This is a genomic window from Paenibacillus sp. IHB B 3084, assembly GCF_001447315.1.
Classification (GTDB): Bacteria; Bacillota; Bacilli; order Paenibacillales; family Paenibacillaceae; genus Paenibacillus.
On the sequence record NZ_CP013203.1, the window covers coordinates 2,955,410 to 2,975,599 of the forward strand.

Here is a 20,190-nt window from a genome sequence, read left to right on the forward strand (position 1 = left end):
GTAGTATATGGCAATATTTCGAGTGGGTGACGATCTGGTCGGGGTGTTGTTCATATAAATCCTTCTTTACGTTGTAAAGAAGGGAAATCATTCGACGGGCGAATTTTTGGCAGCTCGTTGAAAATGAAGGGTACGACTAAAAACGAAAGGGGGAGAATGCAATGGCTGACAATTTATTTGATCTGGATGTTCAAGTAAACAAATCTCAAGGTTCTGTGGAACCTCAAGTATTGAGCATTGTGGCATGTTCTAGCGGATGCGGTAGCGGCAAAACAGCTGCCAGTTGTGTTGCAACCTGCGGAAACAAATGCTTTACCAACGTCGGTTCACTTTGTTAATCCAAGTGTTGCCTTTATAAAAATAATGAATGGCTATTGTATATTAATAATCAAGCAAAAGAAGAAGGGACCTAGAAATCCCTTCTTCTTCCTTGAAAAAAACATGGATTTTTCAGCTGTGAAACGGTTGGAAACATCCTTTATATCGGTTTGGTAATGGAGGAAAACGTATGTCTGATGCCTTATTGGAAGTCCAGCAGGTAACCAAAAGAATGGGGAAACGAGATTTGTTAAATAACATTTCCTTCGAGCTTGAAAGAGGGAAGATATATGGTTTCATCGGACCGAATGGAGCCGGGAAAACGACGATGATGCGGATTATGACAGGACTCATGCAGCCAACTAGCGGCTTTGTAAGGATTGCCTCTTACGATGTGCAGACGGACCGGGAAAAGGCGTTGTCTAAAGTAGGCGCTATCATTGAATCCCCGGTCTTTTTTGATTATATGACAGGCAGACAGGTATTGCGTAATTTGTCTCGGCTGCACATGGAAATTAAATCTTCGGATCGGGAGAATCATATTGAGGAGCTACTAAAAAGGGTGGGGCTGGAATCGCGGGGAGATGACAAGGTCAAAGCTTATTCTCTGGGGATGAAGCAGCGGCTTGGTATTGCCCAATCTATGCTGGGTAGTCCGGAGCTCCTTCTGCTCGATGAGCCATCCAATGGCCTTGATCCTATGGGAATGCGAGAGCTGAGAGATATTATTCTTCGTTTGCGCGATTCAGCGAATTATGCTTTTTTTATCTCCAGTCATCTGCTGGATGAATTGCAGCAAATGTGTGACGAGCTGATTGTCATCAAAGAGGGAACGCTAGTTTGGAAGGGGCCTGCTGATCAACTGGTTGAGGAAGGTCAACGGCTGGAGGATGCCTTTATAGGGCTTATGGGACTATGAAGCTACTCATTTACAGCGAGTTTGAAAGATTGTGGAAAAGGAAATGGTTCTGGCTCCTGATTTTATGTACACCTGTGTTGGCTTATTCTACAGGGGGATATTTTCTACGCATTATGAAGGTTCCTATGGAGGTATTATCTAAAAGCTTTATGGTTACAGGCTTGCGTGAAAATTTGTATTTAGTATGCAATATTGCCGTAGCTGCCTTGGTTGCTGCTGTGTATACAGAAGAATTTCGGAGTGGGCAGATGCGTTTGCTATTTATGCGTCGATTTACCCGTGGCCAGATATTTTGGAGCAAGCTATTCGTGGTTAACATCTCTATTTTGCTTCTTCTAGTGGTTTTTGCGGTATCCTCGCAGGTGATCGTTGAAGTATGGAAATCCTCATACGATCTAGGTGAAACTAGTTTTCTAGGGAATAAATGGATCTATGTATTCGAATATTACGGTTGGGCGTTTGCTTCGCTACTCGCTATAAGCTCCCTCTATTCCTTTATTGCTATGTGCAGCAAAAGTGTAACGTATGCGATTGGTGCCTGTATGACTTACAATCTGGGTGCCTTGCTGTTTGATGGATTATACCTAAAATTAGCTTCCCTTGCCCCTCATACTTCATATTTACACGATGTCATTGCTTTTTTGCTTATTCCTTATATGCAATATACAGGGCTGGATGGATCGCTGGAGGGAAATGGGTCTGTGAATGGGGCGATTACCACAGTTGTCGCTTTTTATTTAATCTTTTTTACGTGGGCCGCATACCGTCGTTTTGCTGCCGGTGATTATTTGTATTAGGAGGATCTTTGTATGCTGGGAATTTGGCGAAGTGAAATGGAACGGATATGGAATCGAAAATCCACAATTTTATTATATATAGCTTTTGTACTTATCGTTATTGCAAACATTTGGAGCCTGAAAATAACAGATACAATGAGGTTCCGGTTCGGGGAAGGGATTGTTGCTGTTAACAATTTGAATTTGCCGTGGCTCATGATGAGTGAAGTTTCCTTATTTCTGATCACGGCGATGTTACCCATTTTGTATGTGGATCAGTTAAGCGGGGATATTCATTCTGGTGCGTATCGCTTATACGTATTGCGGCCGTACCGGCGTTTTCAATTCTGGTTGGGTAAGCTGCTCGCATTATCAGTTACGACGATATTTTTTACAGGAACGACCCTGCTTATAGGTGTGTTTGCCGGGTGGATGTTGTTCCCGAACGCCGCTACCTTTTTTAAATACGGTTCGACATTACCCTCCACCTCAACGGAAGCTGTCTCATACACCCTTGCGTTTTATCTGTTGCTCACGCTGGTTTGTCTGGCAAAGCTCATGCTGAGTAGTGTCGTGTGCTTGTTCATCTCCAGACCTTTGTTTGCCTTTATTGCCATTTTGGCTTTATCCATGTTTCTCTACCCCATTTTCAAGCCGCTTGTGGTATTAATGGACCCTTTTCAGCAAATTCTGCTTGCGTTAAGAGTGGATGGTTCCTTCAAATTCTGGATGTGTTTAGGTATGACTGTACTACTGTGCTCCATCGTTAGCTTCACTCGTTGGCAAAAAAGGTTATCTAGAAGCTTGGTTTAGAACGGAGGTTTCACATGAAGACGAAAGAAAACCTTTATAAAACCTTAGATTTCTTTATGCTCCGTACCCCGGTGCTGCCTATAGAAGAGTTTGCAAAATGCTTTCCAACCTGTGTCGGAGAAGATGAGAATGTCAGAGAGGTCACATTGCATCATCTATCCGAATGGTCCAGCAACCCATTCATACGTGAAGCACTGGCAGCTTCCAGCCCTACGTTGCTTGAATCTTTATTACATATTAGCAACCCGGACAATCCGCGCAAACAGGGACAGGTCATCAAAGCCTTCATGCGCTATATCATCAGAATGATGACACGACCCACACCGTTCGGCTTGTTATCGGGGGTCACATACGGGCAATTCACGGAACAATCACAGCTTTGTTTACGAGGGACGGATACTTATCAAAAGCGTGCAAGACCCGACATGGAGTGGCTGCTGAAAGTGATGGAGCTGATCGAAGGCCGTCAAGAGGTGGTACGTCAGTTAAGGATTCAGCGTAACACCTTAATTTACCGTCAGGGCAACCGTGCTAAAATTCCCTATACGACAAGGCATGGAAGTATGGTTGACGGTGAAGATCAGAGTGTGTCCGTTCGTACGACCCAAGTGTTTGATTGTGTGATGGACGTAAGCTCGGTCCCCATTCCTTATCTGGAACTGGTCGATCATCTCCAAAAGGAATTTGTGGGTGCTAGTCCTGAAACGATTGACCGTTATGTGTGGCAGCTATTTGAGCAAGAATTTCTGATTTCTGAGCTTATTCCTCCTACGACGACTCCTGACCCGCTAAATCATATACTATCCACCTTGAAACACGTAACGGGTATGGATGAATTCAAACAAAAGCTTATTTACATTGCAGATGCTATTCATGAATATAATGGTTTACCTATCGGTCAGGGAGAAGAATTTCTGGCTGAATTAAGACGCTACATGGACGATATGTTCAGTGTGAAATCCAGTTTGCAAATCGACCTGTCTATGGAGGATCGAGGGATGTCCCTTCCGCACGCCATTCGTAAAGATGTTGAGCGTGTTGCTGACTTGTTGACCAAGCTTTCGACGCGTGAAAACAGACCCTTGGACGAATTTTGTGTGGAATTTCTGGAGAAGTACGGTCCGTACCGAGAGATTCCCTTGCTGGAACTGCTGGATGAGGATACGGGCTTAGGGGCTCCCGCAAGCTACAAGCATCCCCTGAGCCGCCGAGTGCGACTAGAGAATATGTCTCCATCCAAGTCGAGAACGCATTATGAAAAGCTTTTATTTCAATGGTTCGTGTCCTGCATTCATGAAGGAAAGAATGAAGTCGTGCTGACAGATGCCATGATAGACGAAATTGTAAAGGGGCAGGAGCAGGGGAAATGGCTCGCAGCACCTTCTATGGAATTGATCTTTCAGCTTTCTGCCTCGGACCAACTGGCTGTGGATCGCGGCGAATATACCTTGCTGTTAGGACCTAACCAGGGGTCTGATGGGGCGGGGAAGACATTCGGGAGATTTTTGGACCTGTTTGGGCAGCCTTTTGCGGACCTATTCTCTCAAATTCAGCTAGAAGAGCAACGATTACAGCCTGAAAAGTTGCTGGCTGAGATATCCTACTTGCCTAGCTCGGGAAGAACGGCGAATGTGGTGTTAACGCAGCACACCCGGCCTTATGAAATTGCAATAGGAACCAATCACATCATACCAGAGGAACGGCAAATTCATGTTTCGGACCTCGCCGTAGGAGTACGGAACGACCATTTCTATTTGAAGTCGATGAGCCGCAATCGTGAGATCATTGCCAGAGCCGGACATATGCTCAATGCGGAATTGACCCCTAACATATACCGCTTTCTCTTGGAGGTCAGCGACGACGGTTACCGACATTGGTCGCCTATGGAGTGGGGGTTCGTCGCGCACGCTCCTTTTACTCCGCGTCTAAGATATGAGCATATTATTCTTCACCCGGCGACATGGAGAATGATATGTGATTCAACACTGGATGCATCCAAGGACGCGGGGCTTTTTGAGAAGTGGGTGCGTCAGTTCCAAAAAAAATGGAGTCTGCCGCGTTATGTGTACATGATTGAATTAGATAATCGCATTCTGCTGGATATGGAACACCCGCTGCATATGGAGCAGATTTGCAAGGAGCTTCAATCCAAAGGCAAAGTCACTCTGATTGAGCATATAGGTGCAGTCGAAGATATGCCCGTTTCTCGCAGCGGTAGCCGTGTAGCGGCCGAATTTGTGTTTCCGCTCGTGCGTCGCAACCAGGTTGTTGATGCGCATCGTTTTGGAGAAGAAGTGGCTGCTTCCCTATATATAGATCAGGAGGAAACCAATCACCACCCCACAGAAGTGGCCTTTGCTTATTTGCCGGGTAGCCGCTGGTTCTACGCGAAGCTATATGGTATGAACAGTCGGCAGGATGAGTTTATTGGTGGGTACTGGGAGGATTTTGTGCGCCAGCAACAAGATAGTAGTGTGATCCTTCAGGGCTACTTTATCCGCTATGCTGATCCAGATAAGCATATTCGCGTTCGGTTCGAACAGTCGGAGAATCGGGAGGGCAATGCGTTCCTTTCCCTGTTCCATCAATGGACAGAGACGCTTTTGCATGAAGGATTGATATCCAGAGTGGTCATTGATACCTATGAACCTGAAATAGAGCGTTACGGCGGTAAGGAGCCTATGGCGTGCGCGGAGCGAATGTTTTCCTGCGACAGTGAGGTAGCGGCTAGGCTTGTACATCTGATCCGGTTCAACCAGACCTCCTTGCAGCAGGATGTGATCGCAATCCTAAGCGTCATTAACCTCCTGTCTCAGTTTGGGTACAGCGAGGAAGATACCTTCAAGCTCCTGAATCAGCATTTTGACGTCAAAGAGTATTTGGATGATTTCCGCAAGGAAAGAAAGTTCTTTTTACAATGGATGGCATCGGATCAGGAAAATCTAAATTCGATTCAATCCAGCCGTGACTCCATAGAGAGTATTTTTAACATGAGAAAAGAAGCGGTAGCGCGGTATAACCGTGTGATCCATGAACAGGAAGCGAAGGGGGGAGCCACCAATACAAGAGATGATATCGTATATAGTGTGATCCATATGCATCTAAACCGATTACTAGGGATAGACAGGGATCGGGAACGTAAGGTGATGATTATGGCCAGACATGCGATGCACAGCTTGATTCAGTATCGGTGGAATTGCCAATGAGCAGCGTGCAGGAAAGTACAAAGCTTGAGGTTGAGTCCATCTGGAGGTCCATACGACAAGGTTTAAAGCTTTTTAGACTGGTATTTGGCATGAATAAGCCGTATATGGTTTCCAGTATTTTTTTGCACATCGTCCAAGGCTTGATGCCTGTTCTTACATTGATTATTATGCAAAATCTGCTCAATAGCATTGTTTCTTCCAGCCCGCGGGGCATCTCCCTGATTATGCTTCAATTTGGTCTGTTTATAGCCATTCATGTATTAAAAAGTGTGGTGACGATGAGTCAAAGCTATGTAGAGGGCACGCTTGAAGCTGTACTGTCCAAGTCCCTGAATATTATGATCGGAGAAAAGTCAGGTTCCTTGGGACTGGCGGATTATGAAAATTCGGAGATCAACGATCAGCTAAAGCGGGCTTCTCAAGAGGCTTCTTATCGTCCGTATCAGTTATACACTCAAATGGCAGGCATTATATCGAGCTTGGTTACCATGCTGTCTTCTGCAACGCTGCTCTTCCTATGGAAATGGTGGGTTGTCGTCATTCTTTTTATAATCTCTTTGGTATCTGTGTATTCCATTTTCAAATTAAATAAAGAACAGTTTGAAATTTACATGAATCGTACCCCGTTATATCGGGAGTCCTGGTATATGACCTATTTGCTGACCAATGATCGTGCGGTCAAGGAAGTGAAAATGTTTAATCTGGGACCTTATTTGCTGAAAAGATACGGGGCTTTATTACAACGATTTTTTGTAGAGGACAGACGAATATTGGGCAAAAGGGTTAGGATTACGTTTCTGTATAGCCTACTGGAGCTGACGGTTTTGCTATGGGTCGTATGGCTGGCGATTCGGGAAACCTTTGAGCAAAAATTATTAATAGGCAGTTTATACGGCTACATTCAAGCTATTATGCTGACCCAAAGCCAGATGCAGGCCTTGATTCAGGGGATTGTCCAATTTTCGCAAAACAATCTGTATATGGAGCAGTTATTTCTATTTTTACAGTTACCCACATCGGATCCGGTTCGTCGTCAACGGGAACAGGCGCTTCCGATCCGCCCGGAATGCAGTACCGGCTTTGGTATTGAGCAAATTTCAATAGAAGGCGTTTCTTTTACCTATCCCGGTCAAACCGAGCCGTCCATTCGGGATATTCATTTAACAATGGATAAAGGCCAGACCATAGCCATTGTAGGGAAAAATGGTTCAGGGAAATCAACGCTCATGAAGGTGCTGATGCAGCTCTATTCGGATTACAGCGGTGTGTTCAAATTGAATGGGCGTCCTGTTCAAGATTACGATCTGGAACAGATTCAGGAGAAAATAGGCGTGGTATTTCAGGATTTTATGCATTATGAAATGTCTGCTCGTCACAATATCGGCTTTGGTTCGCTGGAGCATATGGGGCAGGATGAGGAGCTAATGCATGCTGCCGAATACGCAGCTATAGACCGCATTATAACCCAATTGCCACAGGGCTTGGACACACAGCTTGGAAAATGGTTCGAGGATGGCTACCAGCTCTCGGGAGGCCAGTGGCAGCGGGTGGCTATCGCAAGGGCCTTTTTACGGAAAGCGGATGTGTATATTTTGGATGAACCTAGTTCTTTTTTGGACCCGGTGGCAGAGAGGGACTTGCTCGTCTTGTTTCTGGATTTAATGAAAGACAGCATCGGAATTTTTATTACTCATCGCATTTCCTCAGCACGTCTGGCTCAGAAAATTGTGGTGATGGATAATGGTTTAATTGTGGAGCAGGGGACCCATAGGGAATTGATCTTTCTGGATGGGTTGTATGCAGAGATGTATAGGATTCAGGCCAGTTCGTTCAGTGAAGAGGATTCCTTAATCGAAGCCGGAGGGAGAGTTTCAGGATGACGACGATTTCATATACATGCGACAGTTGGATACCCGTCGAGGGGGAAATGAAAGATAGGATATCTGCGGTCTTGCTGGAGATTGCCGAGCGTTATAGAGACCCAGAGCAGGTTCGTTTATGGATGAAAAAAGTACCTCCGATCGAATCTGACGGAATGAAGATTGAGCGTTGGTCAGATGAAAGCTTGGGAAGCGGGTTTACGGGCATATGTTTGCTGATGGGTCAGTTGGATCGACTCTATCCCGAGGATGGCTGGGATAGGGTAGGACATCAATATCTGGAGCGGATTCGTTTGGTCATGGAACAGCAAGGTATCCATGATCTGTCGCTGTATAGTGGGTTAGCAGGTATTTTGCTGGCCATTCGCTCCTTATCGAGAAAGGGTACGCGCTATCAAGGGATGCTGGACACTCTCGCCTCCTGGTTCGAAGAATCCGCGCTGCATAGTGTGGCTTTATGCCAAGAGCAATGGGAAAAAGGACAGCTACAAATGAGTCAGTATGACGCCATATCAGGTTTTACGGGGATAGGACGCATCGCCATGTTATTTTCTGACCGCCCCACTATGCGTACGGTATGGAACCAGACCATTGAGTTGTTTCAAGTGATGTGCAGCGACCGAATTAGGAATGGCCATTCTGTACCTGGCTGGCACATTTCCTCAGAACATCAGTTTCAGGAGAATGAAAAGCTACAATATCCTCAGGGGAATTTCAATTTAGGACTTTCGCATGGTATTGCAGGTCCCTTATGTTTTCTGAGTCTATCTGCTCTACATGGAGCGGACTCCCTTCTTTTAGTGAACGATATACATAAACTGGCCAAGTTTATACATCATTGGCGCGTTCAGGATAAAGAAGGCATAATTTGGCCTGGTCGGGTTTCTTTTGAGGAGTGGCTGGATGATCAACCTTTGCCGGACAGCGCTCAAAATCATCGTGATTCTTGGTGCTACGGTGTACCAGGCATTGCACGTTCGATCTGGCTGGCAGGACAAGCAGTTCAAAATGAAGAATGGATTGAAACGGGACTTCGCGCCTATTTGGATATAGAAAAACGGCTTTATCGCAACGGGGGATTAACCTCTGCCACATTGTGTCATGGTGTCGGAGGATTGCTGCAATTGGTTCAGCGTATGTATTCAGATACCGGACATGAGCAGCTAGGTGCGATGCGGAATAGGCTACTGGAAGATGTATTAAATATGTTCGATTCTGAATCGCTGTTTGGTTTTTATGATCACAGTCTACTGGCTGGAAGAATGGAAGAAGTGGATGAGGCTGGTTTTCTGAATGGCAGTGCGGGTGTTGCTTTGGTGTTGGCTTCATTGATTGGGGGAGAAAATCCGGAGTGGGACGCTGCTTTTTTAATTCGCTAAAACGGAGATATAAGCTTTAATCGATAAAAAGGAAGATCCAATCGACCATTAGCGGGTCGCTGGATCTTCCTTTTTGAATACCAATACCTCGTGAGCCTCAGTCAGACCTTAGTACACCGAAGCTGTCTTTGAAGTGTTCTTGATGCCGTTGGCATCGTTCAATACGGTATTGCCCCATGCCGTCGGCGTTTTCCAGTCGCTGCTGTTCACAAGGTCAAGCCATGCGTTCTCGCTGTTGTTGCCCGTCCAGGACCAGGCCAGATAGCCGATGCCTTTGGCTTGGGATTGCTTCATGACCTCATAGGGATTCACGGTGGTACCCAGATTGTTGTTGCCGTTGTTATAGTTGTAACCAAACTCGCCCACGATTACAGCCAGCCCTTTATCCTTAATGGCTTGCAGCTCAGAGCCGATTTTGCTGGAATCATTGTAATTAGCGTACATATGGACGGAGAACAGCAAATTATGGTTTGGATCATGCTGTAGCAGCTCAACGCCATGGGCCTTAATGGGGGAGGCATATTGTCCCCAGCCGGAGCCGTCGATCACAATCGTATTCGGCAAGCCTGCGTTGCGCAGGGTGGTGATCGCCGTTTTGTAAGCGTCTCGCCACGCGGCATCGGTGAGGTTGTGGTCACCCCACTCATTCGCGATATTCACGAGTACGTATTTCTGGTTATCGGCCAGTACCTTTTTCACCGCTGGATCAGCGAAATAACGGGCCATATCGTTCAAACGGTTGGCGTCATTGCTACCCGTAACATCGTGCAGTTCAACGACGGAAATGAGCTTGAGCTGTTTGGCTCGGTTGATGATTTCCTCCAGCCTTTGTGCTGATCCATTTGTTTGCCACACAATGCGAACGGTGTTGGACTTCGTGGCCGCAATGGTATCCAATGCCTGATACGCCTGTGTATCGAACCAAATATGAGGGTTATTCACTCCGCGCATGACAAAGGTATTCCCATTAGCATCCTTCAGACTGGTTCCGCTTACATAAAACCCTGAGGCTGCAAACGATGTACCTCCATTCAACAAACCAATGCCGGAAAAAAGCAGAAACACTACAGCGAATACCAGTACCTTTTTGCCATATAACCGCCAATCTCTCACAAACCAACGCCTCCTCCTCTATAGTCAAGTTAATCCTATGTTGAAAATGAATACATATTACACCTATTGTGATGTTGGAATGACATATCGTTTCTTTTACATAGACTTCGGGTATTAATTGTCTAGTCACGCAATAGATTGACATAGGGGAAAAGGAGGTATGAGTATGTGGAAATGGGGCAAGAGGCTGTCATTACTAGCTTCGATACTTCTAATGGCGATTATTGTAAGCGCATGCAATAAAGATGACGCGTCAGGCAAGGTGAAGATTGAATTTTTCCAGAACAAGCCGGAGGCCAAAGGTTCCTTCGATAAGCTGATCTCCCGATTCAATCAGGAGCACCCCGGCATTGAAGTGACACAGGTCAATCCGCCGGAGGCAGAGACGGTGTTGCTGACCCGGGTTGTCAAAAATGATGTACCTGACATTGTGGGGCTTGGGGCCACCGATACTTATTCCATTTTGGCGCAGAGCGGTATTTTTACGGATTTGGCGAATACGGATCTGCCGCATACCGTGGACCCGATCTACCTCAAAATGCTCAAGGATGTGACCGGGGCCGATCCGGTGTACGGAATCCCTTATGCCGCCAATGCAAATGGTGTGATGTACAACAAAACACTTTTTAAGGAAATGGGATTACAGGTGCCCAAAACGTGGGACGAACTGATCGCAACGGCACAAAAGATCAAGGCCGCAGGCAAAATCCCATTCTATTTTACATATAAAGATGATTGGCAGACGAATCTTCCCTTCAATGCACTTGGCCCGAATCTGGTGGGCATTGATTTTTCCTGCAACGACGTGCAAATCAGGTCACCTTTCAGGACAAGTACCGCGAGGTTGCGGAAAAGCAGCTGGAGCTGCTGAAATATGGACATGGCGATAATTTTGGCAAAAACTATGCGGACGGGAACCGTGCCTTTGCTAATGGACAGGGGTTTATGTACATCCAGGGCTCATGGGCGATATCTGAAATCCGCAAGGCGAACCCGAAGGTGGAGCTTGGATTCTTCCCGTTACCGACAGGGAACGATGAAAAGGCGGTCAAGCTGGTGTCCGGTATAGATACACTGTTAGCTGTTTCGGAGAGCACTCCGCATAAAAAAGAGGCCGAGGAGTTCATTGCCTTCCTGCTCAAGCCGGAGAACAGCAAGCAGTACATCACGGAGCAAACGCTGTTTTCAGCAGTGAAGGGAGTCACGCAGGATGATCCGAGTGTAGCGGAGCTGCTGCCGTATTTTAAAGCCGGGCGTGTGATTGATTTTGCCGATCATTATATTCCGAAAGCCGTACAGTTAAATTCCATTGTGCAGGCCTTCCTGCAAAACGGAGACATCGACGCTTATTTGGCGAAGCTGGACAGTGAATGGAATAAGGTAGCTAACCGCCGATAGGGGAGGAGGATAAGTCATGAATAAGCGACTAACGGCTTTCTATTGGATGACCGTGCCGGCTGTCCTGTTGTTTTTTATATTTTTGACATTGCCTGCTTTGCAGGGCTTTTATTATTCGCTCACGAACTGGAACGGCTTTGGTCATCAATATCACTTTGTCGGGTTCAAAAACTATGTCAATCTGTTTCAGGACGATAATGTGGGGAACGCATACTGGTTTACCTTCAAGTTTGCCATTGTGGTTACGATTGCGATTAATGTCCTCAGTTTACTGATTGCGCTGGGACTGAATGCTAAAATACGGTTCCGTAACTTTTTTCGGGGCATTTATTTTCTGCCTAATATTTTGAGCGTGCTGATTGTCGGGTACATATTCAATTACTTGTTTTCGAACGTGTTCACGATTTGGGGGCAAAATTTAGGTATTACCTCATTGTCGACGAACATCTTGGGCAGCGAGCAATTGGCTTGGGTGGGGGTTGTGATTGTAGCCGTATGGCAGGGGATTGCCTTCAATACGATTCTGTATCTGGCCGGGCTGCAAACCATTCCAACAAGTCTGTATGAGGCATCCAATCTGGACGGTGCAGGCAAATGGCGTGAATTCTGGAGTATTACGTTTCCGCTGATTGCCCCGTTTTTTACGATCAACATGGTATTGGCGATGAAAAACTCCCTCATGGTGTTCGACCAAATCGTGGCCTTGACGAACGGTGGACCGGGACGGGCGACACAGTCGATATCACACTTGATCTATACAGGGGGCTTTAGAGGCGGGGAATTTGCTTATCAGTCGGCGAACTCTGTCATTTATTTTATTGTGATTGCGATGATTTCCATCTTGCAGCTGCGATTCCTCCAGGGAAGGGAGATGGATAACTGATGAGAACGAACAGACGTACCAACTGGCCTGTACTGCTTTTGGTGGCGTTGGGGACGATATTTATCCTGTTTCCCCTCTATATGACGGTGACGATTGCGCTTAAAAATCCCGAGCAGATGGCGCATTCTGCCTTTGCCTTTCCGACCGAGCTGCATTGGGAGAATTTTAGCCGTGCGGTGAAAATGACCAGCTTTTTCAGTGCTTTTCAGAATAGTGTAGTGGTCACAACATCGACGGTAGTGTTGACGCTGCTGACCAATTCCATGGTCGCTTATGCGATTGCGCGTAATATGCAGCGGCGCTTTTTTAAAGGATTATATTTTTATTTTGTAAGCGCCATGTTCATTCCGTTCCCGATCATCATGCTGCCGATTGTTAAACTGGCCTCGGGACTTCATATGACCAATCTGTTTGGCCTGATTATGCTGCATACGGTGTACGGGCTGGCATTTAACGTGTTCGTCTATGTCGGCTATATCCGCTCCATTCCGGTGGCGCTGGAAGAGGCGGCTACGGTAGACGGAGCGACGACATGGGGCACGTTCTGGCGAATTATTTTTCCGTTGATGGCACCGATCAGTGCTACCGTGGGGATTCTCACCTGCCTGTCCACCTATAACGACTTTCTGCTGCCGCTTATTATTATCAGCGACCCGGAGCAGTACACGCTGCCGCTCGTTCAGTATGTGTTCCAGGGACAGTTCAATACAGACTTTAATCTGGCCTTTGCCTCGTACCTGATGGCCTTGCTGCCGATGATTATCGTCTATCTGATTGCACAAAAATGGATCATCAACGGCGTTACGCAAGGCTCCGTGAAGTAAGCGGAAATAAAATAACTCCAAGAAACACTGAAGCTCACTGGGGAAAAATAAGGATGTCCCATTTACCGCAGCTCACACAGGTATATGGGACATCCTTTTTATAGCATTACTATTTAGATGCTTCGCTTTGGGTCGTCAGAGGCTGTAAAGGTACAGTTATCTCTGCTTCTGGTTCGTCCGTTGTATAGAAGAACATATAGATAGAAGCCTCGGTTCCCTTGAAATTCTTATAGACATCCACCGCTTTGTTATTGCCGTCCCCTGTAAAATTAGCCGAGATCGGTTTACCCAAAATCCGTTCTTTACCCAAGCCAATATGGGTCTGGTTGATCCCGCCAAAACGAGCGTCCTCGCTTTCAGTTTCTACGAACAAGTCCGCCCCTTGCTTGTAGTAGGTCCACTTCACAGGATAGCCGCCGATTTGTGTAGTTAGCGTCTGTTTTTGTTCAGAAATATCAGTTAGACGCTGTGGCGTTTTGTCATCCGTATGGATCGTAACCTTATATTTCCCTGTAAACGTAATCGGTGTATCCTTGGTAATCACAAGATCGGAGGGGCGTTCAAAACGGATGGTGGTCAGATCAGGAGTGCTACTGGGTGATGACCATTTGTTACCCTCCAACGTTTTACCGTTTACGGAAAGGAAGTATTTTTGATAAGGTATATCGGCGAATTTCTTCTTGCCTCTGATCGTGAGACGGATTTGCGTAGGTGTGACAACCATCTGTTCCATTGTGAAATTCGGATTTCCTTTCTCCAAAGGAATATTCAGGACGGTTTTAATGGTTCCGCTCTCCATTTGTTTTTTGCTAAGGTGGAGATCAAATACAATGGGGCCGTCTATGCTTTTCTCCAATTTTGAATAGTGCAATTTGAAGGTGGTTTGTTTTTGCGGTATATCCTCTCGCTTAAAATACTGTTGTGACGTATATTCCCCGTTCTCTCCTGGTGTGCCGGAAGAACCTCCGGGCTGCCACATCACAGGTTCCCCGCCTTTGTAGGCGGTAATTTGCGGATACTCCCATTTCTTTGGCATGGAGGAATCAAATGCAATCGCCGAGGAAAGTATCAGCTTATCCTTTCCTTGTTCAAATACTTGCACCTTCATATTCTGCAAACCGTCACGATCCAGTGTGAAAGTTTGCGGCTCTGACGATTGGATATCGATTGGCAAATCCAGTTCTTGTCCGCTTACGAGCTGTATACGATTTACGGTCAGCCGTATGTTCTCTGTCTCCTGCTGCGGTGTCCAGTCACTTTCAAAGTACCCATTGTACCGTTGGTTTTTCGGGTCCCATTGCTGAAAGTTATACTCCCCTTCACCGCTTTTCCCCGTAGCATTTTTAAGCGAAATGCCTTGGACACTCCAAAACTCATTGTCTGTACTTTTTGCCACATTCAAGCTGTACAGGATCACGGTCCGGTTCTCATCCACAATAGCCGTATGCAGCGTCAGTTTCACTCCATCTCTGGTGATGGACTGCTCTAGTGGCTGCCCAAGGTCTTGATTTAGTGCCGTCTGAATGCCGCTTCTTCCGTGTAGCAAATTGTCCCAATTATAATGGATGGCGGCATAGACAGGAACAGCAATGAGAAGTGCGCTCAGAGAAGCAGCGATAGCTATTTTGCGCCAATTTCTGTTTCGGCGTGGAGTAACTGATTCGACTGATTCGGAAGCATTTGTTAAAGTGGAGGCAGTCTGTCCTGCCTGTTCCATCCGATCCCACATCTTCTCGAAGTCAGGATAGGCAACTCCCGAATCATCATTTAATTTGCGCTTCAATGCCTGTTCTACTTTTTTCATAGTTTTCTCCTTCCAGCTCGGGAATCTGTGCGCCTGTATCCCTCAGTATTCGCTCCATTAGCCGAAGTCCTTTGTGCGTCCTTGATTTGACGGTTCCCAGCGGGATTGTCAGCAACTCGGATATTTCCGCCAGCGTGAAATCATGCATATATCGGAGTGTTAGCACAGCGCGGATTTTGACCGGAAGATGATTCATATAAACAGCCCATTCCTCCGCGGATTCGCGCTCCTCCACCAGCCTGTCTACGGGCTTGCTTTCGGTCCCGGTGAATAAATAGGGATTAGCCGACACCTTCATATGCAAGCTGTTTCGGCGTTTAAGGTAATTTAGACAATGGTTTACTGTAATTTTCATAATCCAGGCTTTTAGGTGTTCGATATGTTCGCGATTGCTGCTAAACAAAGTGATAAACACTTCCTGAGTTAAATCTTCTGCATCCGATGCATTATGTACCATATAGTAGCAGGTCCGGTATACATCCCGTTGATACAGATCAAACAAATCTCGATTGCTCTCCAATATGTGCCCTCCTTTCCTGTGCAGGTTACCTATATAACAACTGCTGCTCCAAAAAGGTTCATTTGTTGTGAAAATTAAACGTCTGCGTCGGTGTATTTCGCTTTTCTTCAAATGTACCATGTTTTTCTGTACCATTATTTTCAGGTTGCTTGCTCATCCATTAATGATGAAATGGTAAAACGCAAAAGAAGCCTGTAAATCTCAAAAACTGCAGATTTACAGGCTTCTTACATTTTCCGAAGTTAGACACGAAGGAATGAACAGTCCTTTACGCGGAAGTACACTGACGGACAGCGTGCGGATATACTTCCGCTTAGTCAGCCACCCGCACGAGCGTTCTGCCCTGCGAGCGGGCCGCCAGGATGTCCTCCAGCGCGTTTGGCAGGTCAGCCAGTCTGATTTCGCGCTCGACAAGCTGCTCCAGCCGTTCCGGCTTCCAGTCGCTGCCAAGCCGCTTCCAAATCGCTACGCGGGTTTCATAAGGGCAGAAGACGGAGTCTATGCCCAGCAGGCTTACGCCGCGCAAAATAAACGGCAGCACCGTGGTAGGCAGCTTGGTGCCTGCCGTCAGACCGCTCACGGCAACGGAACCGTTGTAGGCGACTTGGCTGAGCAGCGAAGCGAGCGGCTTCCCGCCTACGGGATCAATGGCCGCTTGCCAGAGCTGCTTGCCGAGCGGCCGGATGCTCTCCGCGCCGTCGTAGACCTCATCGCGAGAGATCACCTCAGCCGCTCCGAGCGCCTTGAGGTAGTCGTGCGCCTCGGCTTTGCCGCTGCTGGCTACAATATGGTAGCCCCTCTTGCCCAGCAGGGCAATCGCGGCTCCGCCTACGCCACCCGTTGCTCCGGTGACGAGCACCTTACCTTGATCCGGCGTAACGCCGTTTTGCTCCAGCCGATGTAACGACAGGGCCGCGGTAAAGCCGGCTGTCCCGTAAATCATGGCCTCTCTTGGTGTGAGTCCGTCCGGAAGAGGAACCACCCAGTCCGCAGGCACGCGCGCATATTCGCTGAATCCCCCGAATTGAGACACGCCGAACCCGTATCCGGTAACGAGAACAGCTTGTCCTTCGCGGAAACGGTTATCCTCTGAAGAGACGACGGTTCCCGAGCAATCTATACCTGGCACAAACGGATAGGCTTTGACAATATTCCCATCCTTGCGGGCGGCAAGCCCGTCTTTATAATTGATGCTGGAATAAGCGACACGAATCAAAACTTCTCCAGCAGGTAAACTGCCAGTTTCCAGAGAGCGTACCTCTGCTTGAACTTCACCGTCCTGCGTCTGATCGACGACAAGGGCTTGAAATGATTGAGTCATTTATAAAAGCCTCCTTTATTGCAATATAAGCCTTTGATGGCGGAACATTTTAGTATACTTCAAAAATCATGCGTAAACAGTATACAACCATCCGCGCAGCCTGTCAGCGGTAATGCTCACAGGTCCATATTCTATGATACCCTTCTGCTCATAATTCCGTCGAAAAAGCCCGGATTACAGGGGCTATTTTTGCCATATTGTGTTTCAATAAAGTTCGATAATCAATTGAAAGAAAGTGATAAATGAATTCTTGCGTGTTTTGCAAATCATTTTACGCAAACGGGATGTATTTTCAGAATGACTGTGCTAACATACCTTTTGATCGTTAAATAAATCTATGAAGAAAGGTGAATGAATGACAACCAGAGCACTAAAAAATGGTTCGGTATTGTCCGAAGCCAAGGAACTGAATTTGTTCCGTTTGACATGGCCTATTTTCCTTGAATTGTTCCTGTTTATGCTAATGGGAAGCGTCGATACATTCATGATCAGTTCTGTATCTGATAATGCAGTGTCGGGTGTGGGCGCGTCCAACCAAATTATTTCAATTGCTATCCTTGTACTGGAGGTTATCGGCAACGGCGCTGCTATCGTCGTAGCTCAATATATCGGTTCTAAAAAGCTTGTCGAAGCGGCCCAGGTTACGGGTACGGCCATTACTTTGAATCTAATGGTGGGTCTTTTGCTTAGCGTGATTTTTCTCGTGTTTGGTACTCATATGCTGCAATGGCTGAATGTCCAGGGAGATATTCTGGTTTATGCGGAATCGTATATGAGCATCGTCGGGGGTGCCATTTTCCTTCAGGCATTGATTAACGCGCTGGCGGCGACGATTCGTACACATGGTTTTACCAAGGAAACGATGTATGTGTCTGTGCTGATGAACGTGATTCATGTCATCGGTAACTATGTTTTGATTTTCGGACATTGGGGAATGCCTGCGCTCGGCGTAGAGGGGGCAGCTATTTCTACGGTGGGAAGCCGTTTTGTGTGTCTCCTGATTTTCTTCTGGCTGATGTACCGCGTAACCGAGGTGCGTGTCGAGTGGAGATATTACGTTCAATTGTCCAAAAAGTTTATCGCTAAAATTTTGCGCATTGGCGTACCCTCCGCGCTGGAGTCCATCATGTATCAGTCGTGTCAGCTCATTTTCACACTGTACGTGACCTATCTGGGCGCAGAAGCGATGGCGACCCGTCAATATGCCAATAACATTTCGAGCTATATCTACTTGTTCAGTATGGCGGTCGGTATGGGTACGGCCATCGTGGTCGGAAGACTGGTCGGAGCCAGACAGAAGGATACAGCCTACAAACGTGTAATGAGTAGTGTAAAATGGGCGCTCCTCGTGACCGTTGTTATTGATGTGGTGGTTATCTTTTTCCGTGTGCCTTTGCTTGGTCTGTTCACCGAAAACCCTGAAATTATCCGTTTGGGAGCACAAGTCATTTTACTTAGCATCCTGTTGGAAACCGGCCGGACGACGAATATCGTCATTATTAACTCCTTGCGTGCCGCAGGAGATGCCAAGTTCCCGGTCTTCATGGGATTGATCTCCATGGTCTGCATGAGCTTGCCACTCGGTTATCTGCTCGTGTTCAAGCTGGATATGGGGCTGGCAGGTGTGTGGCTGGCGATTGCTGCTGATGAATGGACACGTGCAGTCATTATGTATGTCCGCTGGAAAAGCCGTTTGTGGGAAAAACATGCGCTGATTGAGCACGATGCACCAGATCAGCCTGCAACCCCGATTCCGGTACACTGATTTGAGGATCATTTATGATTATGTAGAGGTAGTTCAAGAGAGCATCTTGAACTGCCTCTTTTTGCTGTGCGGAGGGAAAATAGTAGTTAATCATGGTATTCATAAATAGAAGTATGGTAAATTTACTAAAAAAAGATATACTTTTGTTGCACTAATGCAGTGCATGCAGTACATGAAGGACAAGGAGCGTATCCATGAAGAAACCGACGATTGAAGATGTTGCCCAGAAGGCGGGAGTGTCTAAAAGCACAGTCTCGCAGTTTCTGAACAAACGATATAAATACATGAGTGACCAGACCAGAGACCGGATTTCCGAGGTCATTCAAGAACTAAATTATCAACCTAACGGACTGGCACGCAGTTTGAAGCAGAACCGGACGTTTATGGTGGGTGTCATTGTAGCCAACATTGATTACACGCTGTCGATCCAGTCCATTCGGGCTATTGAGGAGGAATTGCAGCGTTTTGGCATTCAGGTCATCATCTGTAACGCCGACGAGAACCCAGACAAGGAGAGTCAGTATATTGAAATGCTTAAGGCCCGTCAGGTGGACGGCTTGATTATTTTCCCGACAGGCAAGCATGCGGATATTTATAACCAGCTCATTCGTGAAAAGTATCCGCTGGTGTTTTTGGATCGTCTGGTAGATGGTGTGAACACGCGCAGTCTGCTGCTGGATAACGAAATGGCGGTCAAGCTGGCGATTCAGGAGCTGGTGGCCCATAAGCATGAACGGATCGCGCTGATTACCCTGCCGCTTGGACTGAACCGGATTACTCCGAGGGTAGAGCGGTTGAGCGGGTACAAAAAGGCGCTGGAGGAGCGTGGCCTCCCTTTCCGTGAAGAGTACATGCGCAGCGTGCCGAAGGAGGATATCCAGCAGACGCTGGAGGAGCTGTTTCAGTTGCCGGAGTCGCCGACTGCGCTGCTGGCCGGGAACGATATCGTGCTGGCAGAGGTGCTGAAATATGTGAATGCCCGCCGTATACGCATTCCGGCCGAGCTGTCCATTATCGGAATTGACGATGCGGAGTTTGCCCATATTTACAATCCGCCGATTACGACCATTACGCAGCCGATTGCGGATATGGGGAAGCAGGCGGCAAAAACGTTGCTGTCCAGCATCGAGGAGGGCGGCGAATCGGTTCCGATCATTTACCGCTTTGTACCTGATTTAAATCGGGGCGAATCCGTCAAAACGTTGTAGAGCATCATCAGGCATCACGTTATAAAAGTAGCCCGTATTCCTTTCTGCGTCCCAAGCCTGTAC

Annotated in this window: 15 protein-coding genes and 1 pseudogene; 12 read left to right on the forward strand and 4 right to left on the reverse strand. The window is 47.0% G+C overall.

The window, feature by feature from the left end:
* Nucleotides 1-161 precede the first annotated feature (161 nt).
* The 7 genes from ASL14_RS13885 (at nucleotide 162) to ASL14_RS13915 (ending at nucleotide 9,291) form a co-directional block, all read left to right on the forward strand.
* Complete coding sequence (locus ASL14_RS13885; RefSeq protein WP_134912015.1) at nucleotides 162-338, forward strand: gallidermin family lantibiotic; 177 nt, start codon at nucleotides 162-164, stop codon at nucleotides 336-338.
* Between the two features lie 170 nt (nucleotides 339-508).
* A complete protein-coding gene (locus ASL14_RS13890; RefSeq protein ID WP_134912016.1) occupies nucleotides 509-1,237 on the forward strand; it encodes an ABC transporter ATP-binding protein in 729 nt (242 codons plus the stop codon).
* Nucleotides 1,234-2,034: a DUF2705 family protein gene (locus ASL14_RS13895; protein ID WP_134912017.1), complete on the forward strand. Its 801-nt coding sequence runs from the start codon at nucleotides 1,234-1,236 to the stop codon at nucleotides 2,032-2,034. The genes ASL14_RS13890 and ASL14_RS13895 overlap by 4 nt, the downstream gene beginning before the upstream one ends.
* A gap of 12 nt (nucleotides 2,035-2,046) precedes the next feature.
* Complete coding sequence (locus tag ASL14_RS13900; protein ID WP_134912018.1) at nucleotides 2,047-2,826, forward strand: ABC transporter permease; 780 nt, start codon at nucleotides 2,047-2,049, stop codon at nucleotides 2,824-2,826.
* 14 nt (nucleotides 2,827-2,840) lie between these two features.
* The gene (locus tag ASL14_RS13905; RefSeq protein WP_134912019.1) at nucleotides 2,841-6,032 is read left to right on the forward strand and encodes a lantibiotic dehydratase; all 3,192 of its coding nucleotides are present in this window, start codon (nucleotides 2,841-2,843) and stop codon (nucleotides 6,030-6,032) included.
* Nucleotides 6,029-7,912: an ABC transporter ATP-binding protein gene (locus ASL14_RS13910; protein WP_134912020.1), complete on the forward strand. Its 1,884-nt coding sequence runs from the start codon at nucleotides 6,029-6,031 to the stop codon at nucleotides 7,910-7,912. The genes ASL14_RS13905 and ASL14_RS13910 overlap by 4 nt, the downstream gene beginning before the upstream one ends.
* Complete coding sequence (locus ASL14_RS13915) at nucleotides 7,909-9,291, forward strand: lanthionine synthetase C family protein (protein ID WP_134912021.1); 1,383 nt, start codon at nucleotides 7,909-7,911, stop codon at nucleotides 9,289-9,291. Before ASL14_RS13910 ends, ASL14_RS13915 begins: the two co-directional genes overlap by 4 nt.
* A gap of 108 nt (nucleotides 9,292-9,399) precedes the next feature.
* On the opposite strand, the gene ASL14_RS13920 is transcribed toward ASL14_RS13915, so the two are convergent.
* Nucleotides 9,400-10,404 carry a cellulase family glycosylhydrolase gene (locus ASL14_RS13920; RefSeq protein WP_134912022.1) on the reverse strand — a complete coding sequence of 335 codons (1,005 nt, stop codon included), beginning with the start codon at nucleotides 10,402-10,404 and terminating at the stop codon, nucleotides 9,400-9,402.
* A gap of 166 nt (nucleotides 10,405-10,570) precedes the next feature.
* On the opposite strand from ASL14_RS13920, the pseudogene ASL14_RS13925 reads away from it, so the two are divergent.
* The 3 genes and pseudogenes from ASL14_RS13925 (at nucleotide 10,571) to ASL14_RS13935 (ending at nucleotide 13,509) form a co-directional block, all read left to right on the forward strand.
* Nucleotides 10,571-11,802: pseudogene (locus ASL14_RS13925) on the forward strand (ABC transporter substrate-binding protein).
* Nucleotides 11,803-11,818: 16 nt separating this feature from the next.
* Nucleotides 11,819-12,685 carry a carbohydrate ABC transporter permease gene (locus tag ASL14_RS13930; protein WP_134912023.1) on the forward strand — a complete coding sequence of 289 codons (867 nt, stop codon included), beginning with the start codon at nucleotides 11,819-11,821 and terminating at the stop codon, nucleotides 12,683-12,685.
* Nucleotides 12,685-13,509 carry a carbohydrate ABC transporter permease gene (locus tag ASL14_RS13935; protein ID WP_134912024.1) on the forward strand — a complete coding sequence of 275 codons (825 nt, stop codon included), beginning with the start codon at nucleotides 12,685-12,687 and terminating at the stop codon, nucleotides 13,507-13,509. Before ASL14_RS13930 ends, ASL14_RS13935 begins: the two co-directional genes overlap by 1 nt.
* Before the next feature lie 109 nt (nucleotides 13,510-13,618).
* Here the strand turns inward: ASL14_RS13935 and ASL14_RS13940 are convergent, their stop codons facing one another.
* The 3 genes from ASL14_RS13940 to ASL14_RS13950 form a co-directional block, all read right to left on the reverse strand.
* Nucleotides 13,619-15,313 (reverse strand): DUF4179 domain-containing protein, encoded by a 1,695-nt coding sequence (locus tag ASL14_RS13940; RefSeq protein WP_134912025.1) that lies wholly within the window; start codon nucleotides 15,311-15,313, stop codon nucleotides 13,619-13,621.
* Nucleotides 15,273-15,833, reverse strand: coding sequence for an RNA polymerase sigma factor (locus ASL14_RS13945; RefSeq protein ID WP_134912026.1), 561 nt, complete (start codon nucleotides 15,831-15,833; stop codon nucleotides 15,273-15,275). The genes ASL14_RS13940 and ASL14_RS13945 overlap by 41 nt, the downstream gene beginning before the upstream one ends.
* Nucleotides 15,834-16,146: 313 nt before the next feature.
* Complete coding sequence (locus ASL14_RS13950; RefSeq protein ID WP_134912027.1) at nucleotides 16,147-17,154, reverse strand: acrylyl-CoA reductase family protein; 1,008 nt, start codon at nucleotides 17,152-17,154, stop codon at nucleotides 16,147-16,149.
* A 355-nt stretch (nucleotides 17,155-17,509) separates the two neighbouring features.
* Here ASL14_RS13950 and ASL14_RS13955 point away from each other — a divergent pair, with 355 nt between their 5' ends.
* Together ASL14_RS13955 and ASL14_RS13960 are read left to right on the forward strand one after the other, a co-directional pair.
* Complete coding sequence (locus ASL14_RS13955; RefSeq protein WP_134912028.1) at nucleotides 17,510-18,919, forward strand: MATE family efflux transporter; 1,410 nt, start codon at nucleotides 17,510-17,512, stop codon at nucleotides 18,917-18,919.
* 194 nt (nucleotides 18,920-19,113) lie between these two features.
* Nucleotides 19,114-20,127, forward strand: coding sequence for a LacI family DNA-binding transcriptional regulator (locus tag ASL14_RS13960; RefSeq protein ID WP_134912029.1), 1,014 nt, complete (start codon nucleotides 19,114-19,116; stop codon nucleotides 20,125-20,127).
* The last annotated feature ends 63 nt before the right edge of the window (nucleotides 20,128-20,190 follow it).